Origin of the sequence: Marinobacter sp. UBA3604, assembly GCF_002375325.1 — a bacterium.
Taxonomy (GTDB): domain Bacteria; phylum Pseudomonadota; class Gammaproteobacteria; order Pseudomonadales; family Oleiphilaceae; genus Marinobacter; species Marinobacter salarius.
In genome coordinates, this window is the sequence record NZ_DFMB01000051.1 from 26131 (window position 1) to 42811 (window position 16681).

Annotated in this window: 14 protein-coding genes; 2 read left to right on the forward strand and 12 right to left on the reverse strand. The window is 58.4% G+C overall.

Annotation, left to right across the window (positions count from 1 at the left end; translation table 11 throughout):
* The first annotated feature begins 120 nt into the window (after positions 1-120).
* Positions 121-2589: a glycerol-3-phosphate 1-O-acyltransferase PlsB gene (plsB, locus tag B2590_RS15300; RefSeq protein WP_041335072.1), complete on the forward strand. Its 2469-nt coding sequence runs from the start codon at positions 121-123 to the stop codon at positions 2587-2589.
* 17 nt (positions 2590-2606) lie between these two features.
* Here the strand turns inward: plsB and B2590_RS15305 are convergent, their stop codons facing one another.
* From B2590_RS15305 to ppc, 7 genes are all read right to left on the reverse strand, one after another.
* Entirely contained in the window at positions 2607-3416 is an 810-nt protein-coding gene (locus B2590_RS15305; RefSeq protein WP_075195970.1) for a class I SAM-dependent methyltransferase, read from the reverse strand.
* Positions 3416-3778 carry a UDP pyrophosphate phosphatase gene (locus B2590_RS15310; RefSeq protein WP_286811760.1) on the reverse strand — a complete coding sequence of 121 codons (363 nt, stop codon included), beginning with the start codon at positions 3776-3778 and terminating at the stop codon, positions 3416-3418. The genes B2590_RS15305 and B2590_RS15310 overlap by 1 nt, the downstream gene beginning before the upstream one ends.
* 85 nt (positions 3779-3863) lie before the next feature.
* Entirely contained in the window at positions 3864-4661 is a 798-nt protein-coding gene (locus tag B2590_RS15315) for an undecaprenyl-diphosphate phosphatase (RefSeq protein ID WP_036204238.1), read from the reverse strand.
* Positions 4662-4697: 36 nt separating this feature from the next.
* Positions 4698-5393, reverse strand: a complete 696-nt coding sequence (gene tsaB / locus B2590_RS15320; RefSeq protein WP_075195972.1) for a tRNA (adenosine(37)-N6)-threonylcarbamoyltransferase complex dimerization subunit type 1 TsaB — start codon at positions 5391-5393, stop codon at positions 4698-4700.
* A 4-nt stretch (positions 5394-5397) separates the two neighbouring features.
* Positions 5398-6051, reverse strand: coding sequence for an adenylate kinase (gene adk, locus B2590_RS15325; RefSeq protein ID WP_036204233.1), 654 nt, complete (start codon positions 6049-6051; stop codon positions 5398-5400).
* A 216-nt stretch (positions 6052-6267) separates the two neighbouring features.
* Positions 6268-7638, reverse strand: a complete 1371-nt coding sequence (locus B2590_RS15330) for an HDOD domain-containing protein (RefSeq protein ID WP_036204230.1) — start codon at positions 7636-7638, stop codon at positions 6268-6270.
* A 38-nt stretch (positions 7639-7676) separates the two neighbouring features.
* Entirely contained in the window at positions 7677-10322 is a 2646-nt protein-coding gene (gene ppc, locus B2590_RS15335) for a phosphoenolpyruvate carboxylase (RefSeq protein WP_126810480.1), read from the reverse strand.
* A 103-nt stretch (positions 10323-10425) separates the two neighbouring features.
* Here ppc and B2590_RS15340 point away from each other — a divergent pair, with 103 nt between their 5' ends.
* Positions 10426-10659: a hypothetical protein gene (locus B2590_RS15340; protein WP_007152054.1), complete on the forward strand. Its 234-nt coding sequence runs from the start codon at positions 10426-10428 to the stop codon at positions 10657-10659.
* 83 nt (positions 10660-10742) lie between these two features.
* Here the strand turns inward: B2590_RS15340 and B2590_RS15345 are convergent, their stop codons facing one another.
* From B2590_RS15345 to cysM, 5 genes are all read right to left on the reverse strand, one after another.
* The gene (locus tag B2590_RS15345; protein WP_007152055.1) at positions 10743-11087 is read right to left on the reverse strand and encodes a hypothetical protein; all 345 of its coding nucleotides are present in this window, start codon (positions 11085-11087) and stop codon (positions 10743-10745) included.
* Positions 11088-11215: 128 nt separating this feature from the next.
* Positions 11216-12073, reverse strand: a complete 858-nt coding sequence (gene mazG, locus B2590_RS15350) for a nucleoside triphosphate pyrophosphohydrolase (protein ID WP_286811759.1) — start codon at positions 12071-12073, stop codon at positions 11216-11218.
* Positions 12070-14307, reverse strand: a complete 2238-nt coding sequence (gene relA / locus B2590_RS15355) for a GTP diphosphokinase (RefSeq protein WP_286811758.1) — start codon at positions 14305-14307, stop codon at positions 12070-12072. The genes mazG and relA overlap by 4 nt, the downstream gene beginning before the upstream one ends.
* A gap of 58 nt (positions 14308-14365) precedes the next feature.
* The gene (rlmD, locus tag B2590_RS15360) at positions 14366-15703 is read right to left on the reverse strand and encodes a 23S rRNA (uracil(1939)-C(5))-methyltransferase RlmD (protein ID WP_286811757.1); all 1338 of its coding nucleotides are present in this window, start codon (positions 15701-15703) and stop codon (positions 14366-14368) included.
* A gap of 36 nt (positions 15704-15739) precedes the next feature.
* A complete protein-coding gene (gene cysM / locus B2590_RS15365) occupies positions 15740-16633 on the reverse strand; it encodes a cysteine synthase CysM (RefSeq protein ID WP_036204217.1) in 894 nt (297 codons plus the stop codon).
* Positions 16634-16681: the final 48 nt, after the last annotated feature.

Here is a 16681-nt window from a genome sequence, read left to right on the forward strand (position 1 = left end):
TGTGGGTAGAGCTGGAAATGTATCACAGCGGCACAACACAACAGAACGACCGCATGGCTTTCCGCACTGCACGCAACCAAGTAAACTTACCGCCTGTTTTATGAACCGGAGCGACCGTTTATGCGTTTTTTCCTGGGCCTTCGCAGCCTGATCCTGACCCTTTTTCGCAAAATCCTGTTTTTGTGGGTCCGGACGGATGTGAGCGGTAACAGCGTGGAAGCCCTGGGAGTAGACCCGGAAAAACCGGTTTGCTACGTACTGCAGTACAGCTCGCTGTCCAGCCGATTGGTCCTGGAACAGGAGGTGCTGCGAGCCGGCTTACCTGGTGCCGAGTCGTCCCTGCCGGTCAAGAACGGTCCGAACCACTCCTTCTTTTTTCTCTACCGTCGGATTGGTGGTCTTTTCCGTCGTCGCCAGACGCCCGTTCCCACCGGTGAGTTCCGGGCGCTGGTTCGCCATGGCCTGGAACACCCTGAGCAGGATGTTCAGATCGTCCCTGTGTCGCTGTTCTGGGGGCGCTCCCCGGACAAGGAAAAATCGCTGGTCAAACTGCTGCTGTCCGACACCTGGTCCGTGGCTGGGCGTTTGCAGAAGTTCCTGATCATTATGGTGCATGGGCGCAGCACTTACGTGCAGTTCAATCAGCCCCTGTCCCTGAAGCAGGTGATTGACGAATACCGCCATAGCGAGGAACGCGCCAACCGTAAGCTCGCCCGCATTCTCCGTACCCATTTCCGCAGGGTGCGCCAAGCCGTGCTCGGCCCGGACCTGTCTCACCGCCGCACATTGGTAGGTGGACTGGTGCGGACCCAGGCGGTCAAGGAAGCCATCCGGGAAACCGCCCGCAAGGATGACATCCCCCCGGAAAAGGTGCGCGCCAAGGCGTACAAATATGCGGACGAGATCGCTGCCAGCATGTCCATCGTGACCATACGTTTCCTGGAAGTGGTGCTGTCTTGGCTGTGGAACCGTATCTACAACGGCATCGCTATCAACAACATCCGCGTTGCCAAGGAAGAAGCCCAGGACAATGCCGTGGTGTATGTTCCCTGCCATCGCTCCCATATTGATTACCTGCTGCTGTCCTACGTGCTCTATAAGAACGGGCTGATGCCCCCGCACATTGCCGCCGGCATCAACCTGAACATGCCTATTGTTGGCCCCATCCTGCGACGCGGCGGCGCGTTCTTCATGCGTCGGAGCTTCCGTGACAACCCGCTCTACGCCACCGTGTTCAACGAATACATGCACGTGATGTTCTCCCGAGGCTATTCCGTTGAGTACTTCGTGGAGGGCGGGCGCAGCCGCACCGGCCGCATGCTTCAGCCTCGGCCCGGCATGCTGTCCATGACCGTCCGCAGCTTTCTGCGAGACCATCGCAAGCCCATCGTGTTCGTCCCGGTATACATTGGTTACGAGAAGGTGATGGAAGGCCGTTCTTACCTCGGTGAGCTACGGGGCAAGAAAAAACAGAAAGAGAGCGTGTTCGCGATTGCCAAGACGGTTCGCAAGTTGAGCAACTCGTTTGGCCAGGTCGCTGTAAACTTCGGTGAAGCCATTCCTCTTGCGGAGGTACTGGACGAGGTCGAACCAAGCTGGCGGGAAGAAGCCTACGATTCCGAATACCGGCCAAAATGGCTCAACCAGGCGGTGTCTGAACTGTCCAATCGTGTTGCGTCCAGCATTAACGCATCTGTCGCCGTCAATCCCATTGGCATGACCGCAACGGTGTTGCTGGGCACCGATCGCCTGGCTATGGATGAAGGCCAGTTGATCCGCCTGATGGACCAGTATGCCGACCTGCTGAAAGCCTTTCCCTACGCCGACACCATCACGCTGCCGGAAGGCAGTGGCAAGGATTGGGTCAACTACTGCGAAAACATGGGCCTGATCACCCGCCAGCCCCAGAAACTGGGTGACATCATTGCGCTGGAAGGCAGCAACGCGATTCTGATGACCTATTACCGCAACAATATCCAGCATCTGTTTGCTCTGCCTTCTCTGATCGCGAGCCTGTTTGAGAACAAGAACTCCCTGCGCCGGGACAAAATTGAGTTCCTGGCCAGCGTGGCGTACCCCTATCTGAAATCCGAACTGTTCCTCAAGTACGACGCCGAGGAGATTGACGGGGTCATCAACCAATGGATCGACGTTCTATTGGAGAAAGGGTTGCTGTTCGAAGAAGAGGAAGACAGGATCAGCCGCCCTGAGGAGGGCACCGATGCCATGCTGCGCCTGCGGGTTCTGTCACGGTTCATCATCCAGACCCTAGAGCGCTATCACATTGCCATCGGCATCCTGCGCAAATACGGGTCGGGCAAGATTACCGCCGGCGAACTGGAAGAGCAGAGCACGCTTCTGGCCGAACGCATGTCCATCCTGTTCGGCCTCAATGCGCCGGAGTTCTTCGACAAGACCCTGTTCCGTAACTTCATTGCCAACATGCAGCACAATGGCGTTATCACCACCGATGACGACGGGCTGTTGTGCTACACCGACGGCCTGGATGAAGTGGCGGAAGACGCACGGTTGGTGCTCAGTGTGGAAAAACGCCAGGCCATTCAGCAGGTGACCATGCTTGGGGCCTGAGCGAGACCGGTGACCACCTATCCGGCGGGAAACGCCTTGATGGAGTAGATATCGTACCGGCTGCTCTTCCCTTCAATACGGGTGGTGGGTTCGGGGCCACTCACTGGCTCCGCCTTGCGCGGGCGTTTGACGACAACCCGATAGGTTGCCACTGCCAACGCGGCCTTCAACAACGCTGGTGAATCATCGTCGTCTCCCACCACCGTGCGGAACACCTGCATTTCCTTCTTGACCAGGGCCGACTTGTCGCGATGGGGAAACATCGGGTCAAGGTAGATCACATCCGCGGCGCCCGCGCCCGCCTGCGATAACCAGTCGATACTGCTACCCGACTGCAATGCCATCCGGGCGACAATGGGCGCGCTCTGCTCGTTCAGGGCCGCACGGGAAAGTCCATCACTAAGCAACGCATGGATAACCGGCGAACGTTCGAAAAGGGTTAACCTGCAGCCCAGGGAGGCCAGTACGAACGCGTCCTGGCCAAGACCGGCCGTTGCATCCAGAACATGAAGGGGCTGGCGGGCTTTCTTCAGGCCAACAGCCTTGGCAATCAGTTGTCCGGTGCCACCGCCGTGTTCTCTCCGGTATCCCGCCTTTCCGGTCACGAACTCGGCTCTGACAGGCCCTGGAGCCCCCTTGCCGGTAACCTGCAGGCCAAGACCATTTTCATCCAGAAACAGCAGCACTGGGTAATCCCGCACGTCTCGCGGACGAAGCGTACCCAGCAAAGGCAACGATAATGCTTCAGACAGGGAACGTGCAGCGTGGAGATCGCCAAGGGGGCTGCAGCCAACGGCAAGTTCAGACAGGGTGTTTCCTGGCGACATCAAACCAGGATATCGATGCCTGAGAGCCCTGCATCCGCAATATCGCCTCCGGCGGCGACATCGGCAAACGTGGACAGGGCTCTGGAGGTGCTCAGGGAAACTTCATCGGCACGGAAACGCTCCAGGCGCACGTCCTCCGCGGCTTGACGTGCCTCGACACGGCGTTCTAGCGACTCAGCAGAAGGAACCGGCCGTTGTTCGGCGTTGGGGGGCCGTGCATCGGTGAGATCACGGCGAACGGCCTGGCTGTCGTTATCGGGGGCGGACGCAGGCGCACGAGCGATGTCACTGCGCTCACGAACCGGGCTGCTGTTGCCGGACTGGAAAGGAATACTGCTGTTTGGGTTAACACCACCGATCATTCTGGCACACCGGTTAAAAAGACCACAGGTAGTGGATTATGGAAGATCCTGGACCAATTTTAAAGCAGGCTGTTCAATGTTTGCACTACCAGAGCATGACAAGCAACAGCAGACCGAGTACCAGGCGGTATATAACGAACGGCATCAGGCCAAGTCTCTCAAGGAACTTGAGAAACAGGTGGATACAAACCACGGCACTGACAAATGACAGCGCAGCACCCAGGGCAATAGCCGCCCAGTCGGTTGCCCCGCCCTGCTCCACCAGCTCCAGGGTTTTCAGCAGACCGGCGGCGAGAATCAGCGGGATCGACAACAGGAACGAGAATCGGGCGGCGGCCTCCCGTCCAAACCCGAGAAACAGAGCCGCCGTGATGGTAATACCGGATCGGGAGGTGCCCGGAATGAGAGCCAGCGCCTGGGCGACGCCAATGATCACCGCATCTTTCATGGTCAATGCCGGCAGGTCCCGGTTGCGACGTCCCACCGCGTCCGACCACCACAACACCAAACCAAAACCGATGGTCGAAACCGCAATCACCAACCCGGAACGCAGGGAGGTTTCAATGAAATCATTAAGCAACAGACCAGCCAGTCCGGCTGGAATGGTGCCGGCGATGACCGCCCACGCAAGGCCACTATCCTGCCCGACACGGCCCCGAACCGTATCTCCAACCCAGGCAACCGTGAGACGGCCCACTTCCGCGCGAAAGTACCAGATCACCGCTGCCAACGTCCCTACATGCACGGCGACATCGAACGCAAGGCCTTGATCCGGCCAGCCAAATACCTGTGAGGGAAGGATCAGATGGGCCGAACTGCTGATCGGAAGAAATTCCGTCAGCCCCTGTATAACGGCCAATACAATAATGTGCCACAGTTCCATCGGCAGTGATTCCGGGTGGTAGCAGTGAGGTTGTTGTTAGCGGCCGGGCAGTTTTTTCCAGGCCACTTCATCACGAATGTATACCGGTTGTGCCTGTTCGGCCGGTACCCCGGCTCCCGCATGAAAGGCACGGGCGGCGATCTCCGCCACTCTGGAAGCCCTGGGCACCAGAGTCTCGTCGATGCGGTCCATGGTTGCGGCAACATCGGCCGGGAAATTTTCTTTCAGGCTCCACCCCTGACCGGCACCAAACCACCGGGATGCGCCATCGGCCAGAGTCACAGACGCCGGAGCGCAGACCTGCTCGTGACCCATCAACTCCGGTTGCCCATCTCGGCACATATAACAGGCCCAATAGGCTTCACCCATGCGGGCATCGAAGGCCACTGCAACGGCGTCGCCGTCCAGCATTTGCCAATGCTGTATCGCATCCTCCGCAACGGCAGCCAGGGATGACACTGGAATAACGGGGATTCCGAGACCATAGGCCAAGCCCTGGACAACCCCCGTAGCAATGCGAAGGCCCGTGAACGAGCCCGGACCACAGGCAAATGCGAGCGCATCGAGGTCCGCCGGCACCAGTTCCTTCTCGGCGAGAAGCTCGCGGATCATCGGCATCAACAGGCGGGTGTGTCCGCGGGGAGCCAGCTCGAACCGCTCCACCAGGCTGTTATCCACCAGCAGGGCTGCTGAGCAGCCCTCTGATGAGGTATCCAGTGCCAGTAGTTTCACAGGGTTACTTCAGTTGGGTAAGAATCTGGTCGCGAATGTCATCCAGGCTGCCCACGCCTTTTACGCGCACATATTTCGGCGCAGCGGCAGGGGCTTCTTTCGCCCAGTCCTGATAGTAACCGACCAGTGGCGCGGTTTGCTCGTGGTAGATCTTCAGGCGTTTACGGACGGTTTCTTCCTTGTCGTCCTCGCGCTGGATGAGGGCATCGCCAGTCTCGTCGTCTTTACCTTCGGTCTTGGGCGGATCGTACTTCACATGATAGATGCGACCACTGCCCTCGTGCACCCGACGACCTGACAGACGGCTTACGATTTCCTCGTCATCAACGGCGATTTCCACCACATAGTCAATAACAATACCCTGGTCTTTCAGGGCCTCGGCCTGGGGAATAGTGCGGGGGAAACCGTCGAGCAGGAAGCCGTTCTTGCAGTCAGGCTGCTTAACCCGTTCTTCGATGAGCGCAATGATGATGTCATCAGACACCAGGCCGCCAGAAGCCATCACTTCCTTGACCTGCTTGCCAAGATCGGACTCGGCTTTCACCGCCGCGCGAAGCATGTCGCCGGTCGAAATCTGCGGGATTTCAAACCGTTCGGTGATGAACTGGGCCTGCGTACCCTTGCCTGCGCCTGGCGCGCCTAACATGATGATTCTCATAACGCTGTGCTCCCGTTGTAGTCATTATCATTTGAAAAGCTGTTGCAAAACCCGGCGGCTTTGCGACAGCTTCTCGGCAGCAACGAGCCCGCAGCCCCTGCCAAGGAAGGCGCATTATACGAACTCAGCCCCCTCATAGAAAGTGGACCTCCGTAGCATGCACCAAAAGGTTACATCGGGCTGTGAGTTGCGGCTGTAGCTGATAGTGCTCGACGGTCAGGATGACAGGGATAACGCCAGCGCGTCCAGCTCCCCGGAAACGCTGTCAATCTCCTCGTTCAAACGAGCAACGTCCCCTTCGGAAAGCCCGAGGGACGACGCAAGGGAGGCGACATCATCCGGGTTGAACTCATCCCCAATCCCCCTTTCCTTCAGCAGCCCATTGGCCAGCTGGACCATGAGCACATACTGTTCATGCTCGCCATGGTAGCCCTCCTGCTGATGCATGCCCGCGGCCTTGACCACCGGGTCAGGCAGTTCCCAAAGTCGGTGAAGGATGCCGCCAATGGCGCCGTGGCCAACCGCCAGCATCTGTTGATCGTTGCTGGCCCCGAACACCTGTTGCTCCAGCGAGTGCATGCTGGCGTCGGGATTAGCTTCCCGCAGCGAATTCAGCTCGTCAAACTCCTGGGGAAACAGGTGGCCGATCAGCAGTAGGCCGAAGTTGTGCAGCAAGCCACACAGATACGCCAGGCCTTTATCGGAATGGCACTTTGGCGCCATACGCTGGCAAACAAACGCGTTATACAGGGAGTGGCGCCAGAACTGGTCCATCCCCAGCATGCCCTGACGGGGCACTTCGAAAGCGCGCACGGACGCGATACCCAGCGCGATATGGGCCACACGATCAAACCCAAGAACCCGGGTCACCGCTTCCTGTACCGAGTTGATCTGACCGGGATAGTTGAACAGGGCAGAACGGGCATAGCGCATGATCTGCGCGGTAAGGCTGGGATCAAACTCTATCAGCTCGCCCAGTTCGCGGGCGGTCGCCTCGGAATTGGCCGTCAAACGGAGAATGCGCAGCGCCAGCGCTGGCATGGGCGGCAGACGGTAAAGCTTCTGCAGCTTGTCGGCCACTTCTTCCAGCGTCAGGGCATCACGCTCATCGTTGTTTTGCCCGCGAATCGCCAGGTGGCCCTGAGTGGCATCCGCCAGGGCCCTTGCCAGAGAGGTACGGTCCAACTCGAGAAGCGTGTTGTCGGTCCCGCAGCACATGAGGGTGCGGGGGTATCCCAGGATATCCTCATCAACGAGCACCGGCAGATCGTAGGCAGCCCCGACCGGCGGCTGGAAGCCCGGATCACAGTCGGCAAACAGCCGGGCGGACTGGCGAGCCGTTAACGGCTGCAGGCGTCGGCCAGTTTGCTTGTGCACCAGGTCCATATCCAGACTGGTGTTGTAACCGTGAACGGCCATGACGACGCCATTGATGTCGATCAGGGGCGTTGCCCGGATAAACTCATCCTGAGGACGCCCGGACGCCATGACCGCGGCGTCAAAGCTAAGTACCTGATCAATCTCAAGTTCCCGATAGGCAATTCCTTTGCCGGTTAAAAAGCGTTCCAGTCTTGCCGCTAACGCCACGGCGTTACTCCTGTCTTTTATGATCCGCTGAACCTGCTTTAGCCGGTGTTCCGCATGCCGGCCGCAATACCGGCCATGGTTACCTTGAGTGCGCGCTCAACCATCTCGGGCACTTCGCCCTTGCCCTCGCCCTCACGGTCACGCTTGAGCAGTTCCGCCTGTAAATAGTGTAGCGGATCAGTATACGGATTACGTACACGCATGGAATGGGCAAATACAGGTTCCTGTTCCAGCAAGGTGTCCTGCTGCTTCAATTCCAGCAAATGGCGGATGCAGCCCTGCAGGCGCTCCCGCAGGTTCTTGCCGAGTTCAAGCAGTTTTGGATCATCGACCAACGTCTTTTCGTAGTAGCTGGCAATTCGCAGGTCAGATTTTGCCAGCACCATTTCCAGCATATCCACGTAGGTTTTGAAGAACGGCCATTGCTGCATCATCTCCCGCAGCACCGGCACGCGGTCGTTGTGAAATGCCTCCTCCAGGGCAACGTCGCTACCCAGCCAGCTGGGCAGCATCATCCGCATCTGGGTCCACGCGAAAATCCAGGGAATGGCCCGCAGGCTTTCCACGCCACCGCCGGGTTTGCGTCGTGCCGGGCGGCTACCCAGGGCCAGCTTGCCCAGCGCCTGCTCCGGAGTGACCTGGCGGAAATAGGGAACAAAGTCCGGATTCTCCCGAACCACGTCACGGTATGCTTTGAGGGAGCGTTCGGTGAGCCAGTCCATAGCCTCCCGCCATTCCGGCTCTGGCCCTCGCGGTGGCGCCAGGGTGGCTTCAATCACCGCCGTGGTGTACAGCGTCAGGCTCTGTTCCGCCAGCCGGGGAAGGCCAAACTTGAAGCGGATCATCTCGCCCTGCTCGGTGATCCGGAAACTGCCGTTCACCGAACCCGGCGGTTGAGACAGGATTGCACGGTTGGCCGGGCCACCACCACGGCCGACGGTGCCACCGCGGCCATGAAACAGCGTGAGGTGGACGCCATACTGATTGGCGACCTCGGTGAGCTTTTCCTGAGCCTGGTACTGAGCCCACGCGGCCATCATCTGACCAGCGTCTTTGGAGGAATCGGAATAGCCGATCATGACTTCCTGCCGGCCTTCGCAATAGTCCCGATACCAGTCCACGCTGTAGAGCGCCGCCATACTGTCAGGGGCGCCGCGCAGGTCATCCAGGGTCTCAAAGAGGGGCACTACCCGCATCGGGTTTTTCATACCCGCTTCACGTAGCAGCAAAATCACGTTCAGCACATCCGACGGTTTGCTGGCCATGGAGATGACATAGGAACCCAGCGCTTCCGGCGTCTGCTCTGCCACCACTTCGCAGGTAGCCAGCACCTCGGCGACTTCGTCGGAGGGTTTCCAGTGCCTGGGTATCAGTGGCCGGCGCCCCTTGAGTTCGCGCACCAGGAAATCCTGGCGTTCCTGTTCGGACCAGGACAGATAATCGCCCAGCCCCAGGTAATCCACCATTTCCGCAACCGCCTCGGCATGACGGGTCGACTCCTGGCGGATGTCCAGGCGAATCAGAGGCAAGCCAAAGGTGTGGGCGCGGCGAATGGTGTCCAGCAGCGGACCATTGGCAATGGATTCCAGCCCGCAGTCCACCAGGGACCGATAACAAAGCTCCAGCGGCCCTGTGAAGTCCTCGTTGGCAAACAGAATGCCGGTGGCGTCGGAGGGCTCGCCGGCAACCCTGGCTTCCGCCCAGTCCCGGGTTTTGATCAGTTTTTCCCTCAGCCCGGCCAGCACCTGGCGATAGGGCTCCCGGGTATCACCAACGACGTCCCGCAGCTCATCACTGGCCTGCCACATGGACAATTCCGCTCGCAGGGACTGGATGTCCCGCAGGTAGAGATCGGCTGCCATCCAGCGGCCCAGCAGGAACACCTTGCGGGTTACTTCATGGGTTACATTGGGGTTGCCATCGCGATCACCGCCCATCCAGGAGGCTATCCGGATGGGCGACGCGTCCAGCGGTAACCCCTTCCCCGTGGCGTCTGAAAGCGATAGATCCAGGCTTCTCAGAAAACGCGGCAATGCCTGCCACAGACTGTTCTCAATAACGGCAAATCCCCACTTGGCTTCGTCAACCGCCGTCGGGCGCTCATGCCGAATCTCATCCGTGTGCCAGGCTTCGGTGACCAGTTGCGACAGGCGTCCGACGATTTCATCGCGCTCCGCGGGCAACAGGTCCTCATGATCCAGTCGGGCCAGGCAATCGGACATTTCGTCGTACTTCATGATCAGCGTACGGCGGGCCACTTCGGTGGGATGTGCTGTCAGAACGTACTCGATACGAAGGTCAGCCACTCGCCTGTGCAGTTCATCGGCACTGACGCCACCGTCTTTGAGGCGGCCAAACACCTCTTCGAGGGATTCCACCATCAGGTCCGATTGATGACCCCGCTTGCGGCGGATGCCGTGGTATTGTTCCGCCAGATTGGCCAGGTTCAGGAACTGGTTAAAGGCGCGGGTTACCGGCAGCAACTCGTCATCACGAAGCTTGCCCAGCAGGTTGACCAGGCGCTGGCCGGAACCGCTTTCCTGGCGACGGTCGGCCTTGGCAGCCGCCCGCACTTCTTCTATCAACTCGTAGCAATCTTGCCCGGGGTGACGCTGGATACTCTGCCCCAGCAACTCGCCCAGCATGCGAACGTTTTCTCGAAGGTCAGGGTGTAGCTCGGTCACATTGACGTCCTTTTAAATTGACGGAGGCGAAGTAAACTAACGATACTGTTTACTCTCATAAAGCCTTTCTAACGATTAAAGCCTGTCGCCGCAAGGAGTATCCATGAAAGTAACCGATCTGCCCAAACACTGGGAAAGCAAGAAAGAGTCCGTTGAGCGGAGCCACGATTACAATCTCCGCTTGCCACTGGAAGATGCCGCACGCATAGCAGCGCTGGCCGAACTTTACCCGGACCGTTCAGAGAGTGACATACTGAATGACATGATTGGCGCCGCGCTGGACGACCTGGTCAGGCTGAGCCCGTTGAAGGACAAGCTGGAAGGCAAGGATAAATAAAGCGGGGGCACTTCGCTACGGGGTGGCAAAACCACCCCGTCGGGTCTTGCAGAGTCGTCGCGATTAATCAGGTGTTGGCCTGATCAGGCAACCGATTCGAGCTGGCGCGCCTTCAGCCGCTGGATATGCTTCTGGCTGAGACTGATGAAGCGCGGCGTCATCCCCTGATCTTCATAGATTTCGAAGCCGTCTTCATCGAACGCAACAACCTTTGATCCCTGAACGTACGGGAAGCTGGTTTCCAGTTCATCAAGAGCAGCGGAAATCAGATCTCGCATCAGGTCTTGGGAAGACTTCATCGGATACAACGCGGCCAGTTTCTCCAGTCGCTTGTGATGCTGGTCAGAGAGATCGGCAAAATACGCATCACGGGTCAGCCGACCACGTGCATGCTTGTCCCAGTAGTTGACCAGATCTTTGATTTTCATGGTGCCTTCACTCCTGCATCTTCTTGGTGGCCCACAGGGTGCACGAAATGTGTGCATCCTTAACCGGAAGTGTAGACGAAGCGACCGCACCCGGGGCGGAAAACTTGGTAACGGATTGTACTTATCCGTTACGCTTTACGAGTCTTTTCTACCCCTTTGACGGCTTGCCAGACAGCGTCCAATGCCTCCAGCGATTCGCCGTCGAGATTGCGGCCTTCGCGTTCGAGGTATTCCTCAATAGCACGGAATCGCGTCTCAAACTTGTGATTGGTGCTATTGAGGGCCTGCTCAGGATTAACACTCATAAAACGTGCCAGATTGACACAAACGAAGAGCAGGTCGCCTAGCTCGTCTTCCACAGCGTCCACATGACCAGCGCCGGAACACGCGCTATACCAGGCCTCCTTTAACTCATCGATCTCTTCGTGAAGCTTGTCGAAGACCGGCTCAACCTCTGGCCAGTCAAACCCATGATTGGCGGCCCTGCGCTGAAGTTTCTCAGCACGCACCATTGCGGGGAGCGTCCGGGCAACGCCCTCGAGCCGGCTTGATCGCTCTGCCTCCGCAGACGTCTCTGGCTTCGCTGCCCGCTCCTCTGCCTTGATACGTTCCCAACTTGCCTTGATGTCAGCCTCGCTGGGTCGGTTGTCCGGATCGATCCGGCTTTCCAGAGTGCCTTCCGGGAAAACGTGGGGATGGCGCCGGACCAGCTTGCGCACGAGGTTGTCGACCACTGAGTCGAAGTCAAAGTGGTTGTCTTCTTTTCCCATCTGGCTGTAGAAGATTACCTGGAACAGCAGATCACCCAGCTCATCTTCCAGATGCGGATAGTCCTCACGGTCGATGGCATCCGCAACCTCATAGGCCTCTTCAATGGTATGGGGCACGATGGTTTTGTAGCTCTGGCGGGTATCCCACGGGCATCCGGACTCCGGATCCCGCAGTCGCGCCATCAACGTTTTGAGATCATCAATGGAATAGCTCATGATCGCTTTCGCCTGACATCAATGATATTGGGGAGATTGCGAATCTGGGCAAGCAACTTGGCCAACTGGTCGAGGCTGGAAATTTCCAGGGTCACGGTCATGGTGGCCGTATTCTCATCCTTGTTGGATAAGGTGTTGAGAGCCAGAACGTCACTTTTGGAGGACGACAGCACCTGGGTGATATCCCGCAACAAACCGGAACGGTCGTAGGCTTCAATTTCGACATCAACAGGATACACGGCCACAGGCTGACCGCCCCAACTCACCTCGATAATCCGATTAGGCTCGAACTCCTTCAGATTCAGGAAAGTGATGCAGTCCTGCCGATGCACAGTGACGCCACGGCCGACGGTGATGTAGCCGCCGATCGGATCACCGGGCAGGGGTTTGCAGCATTTCGCCACCTGGGTCTTGAGCTTGCCAACGCCCAGAATCTGGATATCCGATTCGGTGTCATAGGGCTTGCGCCTCTGGGTACTGAGCTTCAGATCCAGTTGCTCGGATTTCGGCTCCAGCATCTGCTGGGCGACGTTGGCCACGTGGGTGGGGCGAAGATCGCCTGCGCCCACCGCCGCAAACATATCCTCGGCGGCTTGATAGTTCACTTTGCGGGCCAGGTCGTTGAGATCCACTTCGTACAGCGACAGGCGTTTGAATTCGTCTTCCAGGATCGCCCGGCCATCGACAATGTTGCGGTCGCGGTCTTGCTGCTTGAACCAGTGGGTGACCTTGGCCCGGGCACGGGAAGTCTGGATATAGCCCAGGCTCGGGTTAAGCCAGTCACGGCTGGGCGCCTGGTTATTGGACGTGAGAATGGATATCTGGTCGCCGGTCTTCAGCGGATAAGTCAGCGGCACGATACGGCTATTAACCTTGGCCCCGCGACAGGCATGACCGATTTCCGTGTGCACACGATAGGCGAAGTCCACCGGCGTCGCGCCTTGTGGCAGGTCCACCACATGGCCTTCGGGCGTGAACACATAGACCCGATCGGAGGCGACATCGGATTTGAGATGATCCGCCAGCCCGGACAGGTCGCCGAGTTCCTCCTGCCACTCCAGCACTTGCCGCAGCCAGTTGATCTTGGCGTCATAGCCCACGGACCGGTTGCCCTTATCCATGCCTTTGTAGAGCCAGTGAGCACAAACGCCAAGCTCAGCTTCCTCATGCATGGCCTGGGTACGGATCTGCACTTCCATCACCTTGCCTTCAGGGCCGATGACAGCCGTGTGCAGGGACTGATACCCGTTTTCCTTGGGATTGGCAACGTAGTCGTCGAATTCGTTGGGAATATGGCGCCAGAGTGTGTGCACGATACCAAGCGCGGCGTAACAGTCACGGACCTCAGGCACCAGGATACGGACGGCCCGAACATCGTACACCTGGGAAAAGTCGATGCCCTTGCGCCGCATCTTCCGCCAGATACTGTAGATGTGCTTCGCACGCCCTGAAAGCTCACCGTCTATTCCAGACGCAACCAGTTCGTCCTTGATGGTGGTGATGACACGCTTGATGTAGCTTTCGCGGTCAAGCCGTTTTTCATCGAGCAGCTTGGCGATCTTTTTGTAAGCGGTTTCGTGCAGGTAGCGGAACGAAAGATCTTCCAGTTCCCACTTGATGTGACCGATTCCCAGTCGATGCGCCAGCGGCGCATAGATATCAAACACCTCGCGGGCCACACGCATGCGCTTCTCTTCAGACGCGTTTTTCACCGCACGAATGGCGCAGGTCCGCTCTGCAAGCTTGATCAGCGCCACCCGGACGTCGTCGATCATGGTGACCAGCATCTTGCGAACGTTATCGAGCTGGCCCTCGGTCTGGCCCAGCACATTACCCTTAAGAGGGTGATGGATGGACGATATTGCCGCCATCTGCTGAACACCATCAATCAGCCCGGCCACCTCATCGCCGAACTCCTTGCGGATGTCCTCCAGGGGAATCCGTTCCTCCCGCACTGCCCGGTAGAGAATTGCTGCCACCAGGCTGGTCTGGTCGAGGTGCAGCTCCACCAGTACCTGAGCCATTTCGATGCCGGTTCGGAAGCTGCTGGCACCCGGGGCCCAGACCCTGTCCTCGCGTACCGCCTGTACATCAATCGCGGCGGCCATTTCACAGGCCCGCCGGAACTGTTCAGCATCCTCAAGATGCGTCTGTGACTCGATCTGACGGACCCAACGCTCGATATCAACCTGGCCGTCACCCGTCACTGCATAGTCTTCGCGAACTTTTACCATATCGCTCTTGTTCTTCCTGGTCGCTTATCCGGCCATCCCTGACCGGTCCCGAGAGGCATCAATTATCCACGCGCTCGAACATCGCCATGGATTCAACATGAGTGGTGTGGGGAAACATGTCCATAACGCCCGCCCTCACCAGTCGATAACCATTACGTACCATCACCCCTGCGTCCCTGGCCAGCGTGGCCGGGTTACAGGAGACATAAACAATTCGCTTCGCACCAAAGGCTGTCAGGTATTCACACACCTCCTGGGCTCCGGAACGCGGCGGATCAATCAGGATTTTGTCAAACCCTTCCGCTGCCCACGGTTGTGCTGTGAAATCCGCCTGCAAGTCAGCGCCGTGGAATGCGACATTCGATAGCCCGTTGAGTTCCGCATTTTCCCGCCCGCGGACGACCATGGCATCGTCACCTTCCACTCCAACCACCTGCCCGGCACGGCGAGCCAGCGGCAGGGTGAAATTACCCAGTCCGCAAAACAGGTCCAACACCCGCTCGCCGGGTTGGATGTCCAGCCACTCGACGGCCCGATGTACCATGTTGCGATTGATGTCCACATTGACCTGGGTAAAGTCCATGGGATGGAACTTCATGGTCAGGTCGAATTCCTCCATGTCGTAGGACAGTCGCTCTTCGCCGGTCTCGGGCCAGATTCTGTGAACCGTATCCGGCCCTTTCGGTTGCAGATAGATATGCAAGTCATGGGCCTGGCCGAACTCGATCAACGACTGCCTGTCGGAATCGCTCAACGGGTCCATGTTGCGGAATATCATCGCCGCCGAATCGTCGCCGCAGGCGACTTCCACCTGCGGTATGCGACGATAGGCGTCCATGCCATGAAGAAGTTCACGTAGCGGCGTGATGCGATCGCCGATACGCGGATCCAACACCACGCAACGATCAATATCGGTCAGGAAACTGTTGCGCTTTTCCCGGAACCCGACCAGCACCGATTCCCGTGCTGGCACGTATTTCACGCCCAGCCGTGCCTTGCGACGATAGCCCAGAGCCGGGGAACGCATGGGCGCCACCCACTCGTCCGGTTCAATGCCCCCAAAATGGGCAAAATGCTCCCGCAGGGTATCTTCCTTGAACCGGATCTGGGCATCGCCACTCATGTGCTGAAGACTACACCCACCACACAGGTCGGCAAAGTCGCAGGGCGGAGTCATACGCGCGTCGTCGGCTTCAAGCACTTCCACAGCACGTAATTCATCGAACTTGCTGCGTGTACTGGTAAATTTGGCCATGACCGTCTCGCCAGGCAGGGCGCCGTCGACGAACTGTGCCTTACCGTTGTCCCGGGCGATGCCCCGGCCATCGTGACTGAGGGTTTCAATCACACAGCGCACCGGTTCGCTTGGCAGGGCCTTCCTGCGTCTTCTACTCATAGAAAGTCTCTTAACTGGATTCAGGTCTTGATGGGTTCAGGCACCGGGAAACACACCGGTGGAAAGGTAACGATCACCCCGGTCACAGATAATGGCCACGATCACCGCGTTTTCAACCTGTGCCGACAGCTTGAGGGCTGCAGCGATGGAGCCACCTGATGAAACACCACAGAAAATGCCTTCCTCACTGGCCAGGGCACGCATGGTGTCCTCAGCTTCCTGCTGGCCGATGTCCATGACCGTGTCCACACGGGTGGCATCAAAAATTTTCGGCAGGTATGGCTCCGGCCAGCGCCGGATACCGGGGATAGACGCCCCTTCCTGGGGCTGCAGGCCAACAATCTGGATATCGGGATTCCGTTCCTTGAAATACCTGGACACGCCCATGATGGTTCCGGTGGTACCCATGGAGCTGACAAAATGCGTAACCCGCCCTGCCGTCTGCTCCCAGATTTCCGGGCCGGTGGTGCGGTAATGCGCCAGCGGGTTGTCCTGGTTGGCAAACTGATCCAGCACTTTACCCTTGCCTTCCGCTTCCATTTGTTGGGCCAGGTCGCGGGCGGTTTCCATGCCTTCCTCTTTGGTGACGGTGACAATCTCCGCCCCATAGGCGCGCATCGACGCCCGACGCTCCTCGCTCATGTTCGCTGGCATGATCAGCACCATACGGTAGCCCTTGATGGCAGCCGCCATCGCCAGGGCAATTCCGGTATTTCCACTGGTGGCTTCGATCAGGGTATCGCCCGGTTTGATTTCACCCCGTCGCTCTGCTTCCTGGATCATGCTGATAGCAGGACGATCTTTCACCGAACCGGCGGGGTTATTACCCTCAAGCTTGGCCAGAATCACATTGCTGGTCTCGCCCGGAAGTCGCTGCAGACGCACAAGAGGCGTATGCCCTACATAATCTTCGATGGTCGGGAAATGCATGTTGTAACCTTCCTCAATTCTTCCGGAACCCCGCCGCCAGCGGGTAAC

Coding starts and splice junctions, on each gene's coding strand:
- plsB (WP_041335072.1), top strand. CDS start 121: ATGCGTTTTTTCCTGGGCCTTCGCAGCCTGATCCTGACCCTTTTTCGC.
- B2590_RS15305 (WP_075195970.1), bottom strand. CDS start 3,416: ATGTCGCCAGGAAACACCCTGTCTGAACTTGCCGTTGGCTGCAGCCCC.
- B2590_RS15310 (WP_286811760.1), bottom strand. CDS start 3,778: ATGATCGGTGGTGTTAACCCAAACAGCAGTATTCCTTTCCAGTCCGGC.
- B2590_RS15315 (WP_036204238.1), bottom strand. CDS start 4,661: ATGGAACTGTGGCACATTATTGTATTGGCCGTTATACAGGGGCTGACG.
- adk (WP_036204233.1), bottom strand. CDS start 6,051: ATGAGAATCATCATGTTAGGCGCGCCAGGCGCAGGCAAGGGTACGCAG.
- B2590_RS15340 (WP_007152054.1), top strand. CDS start 10,426: ATGAAAGTAACCGATCTGCCCAAACACTGGGAAAGCAAGAAAGAGTCC.
- B2590_RS15345 (WP_007152055.1), bottom strand. CDS start 11,087: ATGAAAATCAAAGATCTGGTCAACTACTGGGACAAGCATGCACGTGGT.
- mazG (WP_286811759.1), bottom strand. CDS start 12,073: ATGAGCTATTCCATTGATGATCTCAAAACGTTGATGGCGCGACTGCGG.
- relA (WP_286811758.1), bottom strand. CDS start 14,307: ATGGTAAAAGTTCGCGAAGACTATGCAGTGACGGGTGACGGCCAGGTT.
- rlmD (WP_286811757.1), bottom strand. CDS start 15,703: ATGAGTAGAAGACGCAGGAAGGCCCTGCCAAGCGAACCGGTGCGCTGT.
- cysM (WP_036204217.1), bottom strand. CDS start 16,633: ATGCATTTCCCGACCATCGAAGATTATGTAGGGCATACGCCTCTTGTG.